This is a genomic window from Paraburkholderia sp., assembly GCF_036488505.1.
Lineage (GTDB): Bacteria > Pseudomonadota > Gammaproteobacteria > Burkholderiales > Burkholderiaceae > Paraburkholderia.
The window spans coordinates 1-5,848 of record NZ_DASXHN010000131.1; the positions used below are offsets into that span (position 1 = coordinate 1).

At 62.7% G+C, this 5,848-nt stretch carries 8 protein-coding genes and 1 pseudogene; 8 read left to right on the forward strand and 1 reads right to left on the reverse strand.

What is annotated here, in order from left to right; translation table 11 throughout:
* From VGH68_RS07335 to VGH68_RS07350, 4 genes and pseudogenes are all read left to right on the forward strand, one after another.
* Window positions 1-225 (forward strand): annotated as a pseudogene (locus tag VGH68_RS07335) (cytochrome c); the annotation flags it as partial.
* An 86-nt stretch (window positions 226-311) separates the two neighbouring features.
* Window positions 312-734, forward strand: coding sequence for a MarR family winged helix-turn-helix transcriptional regulator (locus tag VGH68_RS07340; protein WP_331602892.1), 423 nt, complete (start codon window positions 312-314; stop codon window positions 732-734).
* A gap of 341 nt (window positions 735-1,075) precedes the next feature.
* Window positions 1,076-1,333: a hypothetical protein gene (locus VGH68_RS07345; RefSeq protein WP_331602893.1), complete on the forward strand. Its 258-nt coding sequence runs from the start codon at window positions 1,076-1,078 to the stop codon at window positions 1,331-1,333.
* 68 nt (window positions 1,334-1,401) lie between these two features.
* On the forward strand, window positions 1,402-1,671 hold the full coding sequence (locus tag VGH68_RS07350; RefSeq protein ID WP_331602894.1) for a hypothetical protein: 270 nt from the start codon (window positions 1,402-1,404) through the stop codon (window positions 1,669-1,671).
* Between the two features lie 113 nt (window positions 1,672-1,784).
* Here the strand turns inward: VGH68_RS07350 and VGH68_RS07355 are convergent, their stop codons facing one another.
* Window positions 1,785-2,384, reverse strand: a complete 600-nt coding sequence (locus VGH68_RS07355; protein ID WP_331602895.1) for a TetR/AcrR family transcriptional regulator — start codon at window positions 2,382-2,384, stop codon at window positions 1,785-1,787.
* 154 nt (window positions 2,385-2,538) lie between these two features.
* On the opposite strand from VGH68_RS07355, the gene VGH68_RS07360 reads away from it, so the two are divergent.
* The 4 genes from VGH68_RS07360 (at window position 2,539) to VGH68_RS07375 (ending at window position 5,721) form a co-directional block, all read left to right on the forward strand.
* On the forward strand, window positions 2,539-3,192 hold the full coding sequence (locus VGH68_RS07360; protein ID WP_331602896.1) for a peroxiredoxin-like family protein: 654 nt from the start codon (window positions 2,539-2,541) through the stop codon (window positions 3,190-3,192).
* 113 nt (window positions 3,193-3,305) lie between these two features.
* A complete protein-coding gene (locus VGH68_RS07365) occupies window positions 3,306-4,010 on the forward strand; it encodes a glutathione S-transferase family protein (protein WP_331602897.1) in 705 nt (234 codons plus the stop codon).
* A gap of 29 nt (window positions 4,011-4,039) precedes the next feature.
* Window positions 4,040-4,918: a glutathione-dependent disulfide-bond oxidoreductase gene (gene yghU / locus VGH68_RS07370; RefSeq protein ID WP_331602898.1), complete on the forward strand. Its 879-nt coding sequence runs from the start codon at window positions 4,040-4,042 to the stop codon at window positions 4,916-4,918.
* On the forward strand, window positions 4,915-5,721 hold the full coding sequence (locus VGH68_RS07375) for an SDR family NAD(P)-dependent oxidoreductase (protein WP_331602900.1): 807 nt from the start codon (window positions 4,915-4,917) through the stop codon (window positions 5,719-5,721). Before yghU ends, VGH68_RS07375 begins: the two co-directional genes overlap by 4 nt.
* The last annotated feature ends 127 nt before the right edge of the window (window positions 5,722-5,848 follow it).

The following is a 5,848-nucleotide window of genomic DNA, read 5'->3' on the forward strand; positions in this document are numbered from 1 at the left end:
CTTGCGCAAGACCCCACGTCGATCATGCGCATCGTGATCGAAGGCAGCAATAGCCCCGCGATCGATTCGGGCCCCGGCCCGCAGAAGATGCCGGGCTTTCGCGACCAGCTGACGTCGCGGCAAATCGCGGAGGTGGTCAGCTTCATCCGCGGCGCGTGGGGCAACCGCGCGGCGCCCGTTTCGGACCGGGAGGTGGAACGGCTGCGTGCCAAGATTCACAAGTAAGCGGGCAGCGGGCACTTGCTGTGTCCGTTGCCCGGCTTCACGATCTCGCGACGCGTATGCAACGATTTGCCATAGCTGGAGGTGGGATGCGCTCTCCTAAAGACGTCAAGGCAAAGCTACTAGGCAAGCAGGATCTGGTAATGATGTCTCAGTTCCGCTACCAGTTGCGCCGGTTCCTCCGGTACTCCGAGGAGATTACGCACGCGGAAGGCATCACGCCGTTGCAGTACCAACTGATGTTGCACGTCAGGGGTTTTCCGCAGCGTGAGTGGGCGACGGTCGGGGAACTCGCCGAGCGTCTGCAGGCCGCGCCGAATGGCACCGCGGCACTGGTCACGCGCTGTGAAGCCGCTGGGCTCGTGACACGCAAGCCCGGCGACCAGGATCGTCGCCAGGTGCAAGTGCATCTGACGGCACAAGGGGAACGCTGCCTGCAGAAGCTCGCGCTGCTGCACAAGTCGGAGATGGATTCTTTCGGCTGGGCGTTTGGGATAGTCGCGAATCGCTGAGCTAGTGCACTTCCCGGCGCGGTGCTCAGTGACAGGGCAAATGGGGCGTTGCCCGCGTGCCCGGTTCGACGCTGGGCGCGGCTCGCGCCGGAGCGGACGTACATAGCCGCGGTAACGTGCGCCTCGCAGATCGGAAGACAGCCGCCAAGACAGCCGTCGTGATCGCCGGTGTTCACCCGGGCATCCTGTCTGCTCAGCAGCTAACGCTGTAGCTAACCGGAGAGCATTGTCATGAAACGCAGAAAACTGATCCAGACCGGCCTGCTCGCAACGCTTGGCGTCGCCGCGATGCCCGAGTTGCGCGGGCGCAAGAGAAGCCAACCGAGCCCAACGAAGAGCTGATGAGCGACCATGGCATCCTGCGCCGGGCGCTGCTGGTATGCCACCACTGCGCCTCTCTGTTGCATGCGGGAAAGGCGCAGAACATCGGGCGTCCGCTGCACGATACAGCCATCCTGTTCGAGAAGTTCGGAGGCGACTATCACGAAAAAGCCATTGAAGAGACCTTCGTATTTCCCCAGGTGTTGAAAGGCGACCCCGCGACGGCACGGTATCCGGCCGTGCTGATTCTCCAGCATGAACGAAGCCGCGATTCCTGAAATACCTGCAGGACATCACCAAAACCGGTGTCATCCCTTCGGCCAACGCAGGACAGCTTGCATCGCAGTTGGACGCATTCGACAACATGTACCGGTTCCATGCTGCTCATGAGGACACGGTGGTCTTTCCGGCATGGAAGAAGGAGTTGTCGGCGCAGGCCTACGATGAAATGCGCGAGCACTTCGTTCAGGTGCAGCAGAAGATGATAGGCGCTGACGGTTTCGAAGATGCGCTGAAGAAAATCGAGGGCATCGAGCACGAACTTGGCATTCTCAACCTGGCAAAGCAGACGATGCCTACCTCATGCAAGCGCGTCGACGGTACCCCGGCCTGCTAGGTCGACGGGCAGATAGCCGATGTAATCGGCCGCCGCCGCCAACAGGGCAACTATGCCGTTGTGGCAAGCGCGTCCATGTTCGTCACCGCTGCTACGCCTTGCTTCATCAGACGTTAGTTCGATTGAACGTCAGGGGGTGCAAGCTGCGCAAGCGCAGGCGCAATCACGCCTTTCAGCAAAGCTTTCTCTGGCCGAACCCGAGCCAGCACGCGAACCCCCATCAGAACGCCAAGAAGATGCCGGGCGAGGACTTCCGCCGACACTGATTGCGTGATGGTTCCGTTGGCCTGACCTGCTTCGATGCAACCGAGAAAAAAGCTTTCGATACGGGCAAGCACGCCCGCGATGACTTTCTGGAATTCAGCGTCGTGCGGCGCTATCTCCAGCGCCGAATTCACGAGCATGCAGCCCTTGTGCTGGCGGTCAGTCAGCGAGCGGCGCAGGATGTCATCGAAGAACGCATGGATCGCCTCGAGCGGAGGCAGCGCTTCGCAGCGCCGTATCCGATTCCCTATGCTGCCATTCGCGTAGCGATCGAGCGCTGCCCGGAACAGACCGCGCTTGTCCCCATACGCGTTGTAAAGGCTGGCAGCAGTGAGGCCGGTTCGTTCGGTGAGGTCTTTCACCGAAGTCGCCTCGTAGCCGAATCTCCAGAAGCACTGGACCGCCGCTTCCAGCACTGCCTCTTCGTTAAATTCCCTTGGTCTCGCCATTGCCTGTCACCTATGCAGTCATCGCGCAACGGACTTGCCAGTTTCGCTGCGATCAGCGATTATAGAACGCACGCTCTAAAACTGGAAGGCGTGGCCGGCATGCGGCCTTGCGTACATCATGCCCGAGCAACGGCGCGCGGGGGAGGAAAGAGTCATGGGACTGCGGGAGCAGCTGGACAGCTTCAGGGCTGAGTTTGCACGCACTGCGCCGTTGGGGCGCGTCGCGCTCTATGAGGCCAGGATCGACGAGTTGCGTGCGGGATTCGGAGTGGAGAAAGCGGTTGGAACTGGCGATCAGGCGCCAGACTTCTCACTGCGGGACGTGCGAGGCAATCCGGTGTCGTTGTCCGGTCTGTTGCAGCGCGGGCCGGTTGTCGTTACGTTTTATCGCGGCGGATGGTGCCCTTACTGCAATATTCAGTTGCGGGCCTATCAGGCAATCGTTCCGGAGATGGCCGCGCGGGGCGCCCGGCTGGTCGCGATCTCGCCACAGCTTTCCGACGGTTCGCTGAACACGGCGCAGACAAACGCGCTGACATTCGACGTTCTGAGCGATGCCGGCAATTCCGTCGCACGCCGCTTCGGGCTCGTCTATGCACTGCCCGAGGACCTGCGTGACGCGCTTCGCTCGAACAACAAGGCATTGCCTGCGATCAATGGCGATGCGAGCTGGGAACTGCCGGTTCCTGCCACCTATGTGATCGCTCCCGATGGTCGCATTACCCTCGCCAGTATCGAAGTCGATTACCGCAAGCGGCTCGAACCGGATGCGATCCTCGCCGCGCTCACATCGCTTCGGCCGCTCTGATCGATGGCAAGCGGCAAGGTCCCGGTCGTCGTCATCTTCCTCGGCGCGCTGCTGGCTTCCAGGCCCGTGCCTGCGCGTCGTGCATCACCCATTTCACCAACCTGAGTACCGCCATGATCCGTTTTTATTTCCATCCGACGCCAAACCCCGCCAAGGTCGCTCTCTTTCTTGAAGAGACCGGTCTTCCGTACGAGACGATTGCCGTCGATACGAGCAAGGGCGAGCAGCACACGCAGGAATTCCGCGCGATCAACCCCAATGGCAAGGTGCCCGCCATCGTCGATACGGAAGGGCCGGGCGGCCAGCAAGCGCGCGTCTTCGACTCGACGGCGATCCTGCTCTATCTCGCGGAGAAGACCCGCAAGCTGCTCGGTTCGCCGCAGGACAGGCCCGAGTTGCTTTCGTGGCTGCTGTTTCTCGCCTCGGGTCTTGGCCCGTTCTCGGGCCAGGCCGTGCACTTTCAGTTCGCCGCGCCCGAAGGGCTCGACTATGCGGTGAATCGTTACCGACGAGAGGCCGAGCGCCATTACCAGGTGCTGAACGACCATCTCGAAGGGCGCACGTATATCGTCGGTGAAACGTACACGATCGCGGATATCTCGGCCTGGGGATGGCTCGATCGCGCATCGCGCGTACTCAAGGGGGCCGACGATCCGCTCGCGGCGTTTCCGAACCTGCAACGGCTGTTCGCGACGGTCGACGCCAGACCTGCGGCGGCCCGAGCCAGAGCAGTCGGCACGGCTCACGAATTCAAGAAGGTCAACGACGAGGAGACCCGACGCGCGCTCTTCCCGTCGAACTATCCCCCGGTTGCCTGAATGGCTGCGTAACCATCACGGAGAAGAGCATGGCAGATTCCCACGACTACATTCCGCCGAAGGTCTGGAGCTGGAACAAACCCAGCGGCGGCACCTTCGCGAACATCAACCGGCCAGTCGCCGGGCCGACGCATGACAAAGCGCTGCCGGTCGGACGCCACCCGCTTCAGCTTTATTCGTTGGGCACGCCCAATGGTGTGAAAGTCACGATCATGCTGGAAGAGCTGCTCGCCGCGGGTCATGCCGGCGCCGAGTACGACGCGTGGCTGATCAAAATCGGCGAGGGTGAGCAGTTCGGCAGCGGCTTCGTCGACATCAATCCGAACTCGAAGATCCCTGCGTTGCTGGATCGCAGCGGGCCGAAGCCGGTGCGCGTATTCGAATCGGGCTCGATCCTGCTGTATCTGGCCGAGAAGTTCGGTGCCTTTCTTCCGAAAGAGGTCGAGGCCCGCACCGAGACACTGAACTGGCTGTTCTGGCAGATGGGCAGCGCGCCGTACCTGGGCGGTGGTTTTGGCCATTTCTACGCGTATGCGCCGAGCAAGATCGAGTACGCGATCGACCGTTTCGCAATGGAAGTGAAGCGCCAACTCGACGTGCTCGACCGGCAACTCGCCGTCAACGAGTACATCGCCGGTAGCGATTACACCATTGCCGACATCGCGGTGTTTCCGTGGTACGGCGGCCTTGTCAAAGGCTGGCAATACGGTGCGGCGGAGTTTCTCTCCGTGCAGGATTACACCCACGTTCAACGCTGGGCCGACATGCTTCTCGCACGGCCCGCAGTAAGGCGTGGACGCATGGTCAACAGGACGAGCGGAGAACTATCCGGGCAGCTTCGCGAGCGCCACGACGCCAACGATTTCGAGACCGCGACACAGGACAAACTGGAGGGAGCACAGCAATGAGGATCGAAGGCGCGCGTATTCTGATTACCGGTGGCTCGAGCGGCATCGGGCTTGCACTCGCGCACGCGTTGCTCGCCAAGGGGGCGAAAGTCGTCGTCACCGGGCGACGGCCCGATGCGCTGGCGAACGCGGTCGAGGCGCTTCAGCGAACCGCGCCGTCCGTGTGGGGTGTCGCCGCCGACGTGGCGAGCCCCGAAGGCCGCGCGGCGACGATCACCCAGGCCGTGGACCTACTCGGCGGCCTCGACGTGCTGGTGAACAATGCGGGAGGCGTGCGGGCCGGGCGCCTTGAAAACACGCCGGAAGCCGAGCTGCTGGCGATGATCGACGTCGATCTCGTTGCGCCCATCCTGCTGACGCGCGCGGCCCTGCCGATGCTACGCGAGAGCGGCGACGCGATGGTCGTGAACATCGCCTCTGGCATCGCGCTGATCGGCGCGCCGTTCTACGCGACCTACGCGGCGACCAAGGCCGGCCTCGCCTGTTTCGGCGAAGCACTGCGGCGCGAACTCAAGGGCGAAGGCATCCATGTGCTGACCGCTTATCCGGGTGGCACCGACACGCCGATGATGAAATCGAACCGCGCCGGGCCCGACCTCGGCTTCTCCCGCGAGCCCGCGTCCGCGGTGGCTGCGGCCATCGTCGATGGCATCGAGGCGAATGCATTCGAAGTGATCCGCGGCGGCGATGCGCGAGCCCAGATGATTGCACTGAACCGCGATAATCCGGCAGCGGTCGACGAGCGCTTCCTCGGACTGAAGTCCGCGCTCGAAGACGCTGTGAAGGATCATTCGGCGCTTTGAGCGAAGCGCTGGGAAGATCCCTGCGTGCCCCTTATCCGGCAGCGTCGCGAACCGGCGCTCAGAACCGATGACGGATACCGGCCGCGACCAGCAACTGGCTGCGGCCCACCACCGGCGCGCCGGTTTG

Bases quoted from the DNA above. Each gene is read 5' to 3' on its own strand.
- VGH68_RS07365 (WP_331602897.1), top strand. From the start codon at position 3,306: ATGATCCGTTTTTATTTCCATCCGACGCCAAACCCCGCCAAGGTCGCT.
- VGH68_RS07345 (WP_331602893.1), top strand. From the start codon at position 1,076: ATGAGCGACCATGGCATCCTGCGCCGGGCGCTGCTGGTATGCCACCAC.
- VGH68_RS07375 (WP_331602900.1), top strand. From the start codon at position 4,915: ATGAGGATCGAAGGCGCGCGTATTCTGATTACCGGTGGCTCGAGCGGC.
- yghU (WP_331602898.1), top strand. From the start codon at position 4,040: ATGGCAGATTCCCACGACTACATTCCGCCGAAGGTCTGGAGCTGGAAC.
- VGH68_RS07340 (WP_331602892.1), top strand. From the start codon at position 312: ATGCGCTCTCCTAAAGACGTCAAGGCAAAGCTACTAGGCAAGCAGGAT.
- VGH68_RS07360 (WP_331602896.1), top strand. From the start codon at position 2,539: ATGGGACTGCGGGAGCAGCTGGACAGCTTCAGGGCTGAGTTTGCACGC.
- VGH68_RS07355 (WP_331602895.1), bottom strand. From the start codon at position 2,384: ATGGCGAGACCAAGGGAATTTAACGAAGAGGCAGTGCTGGAAGCGGCG.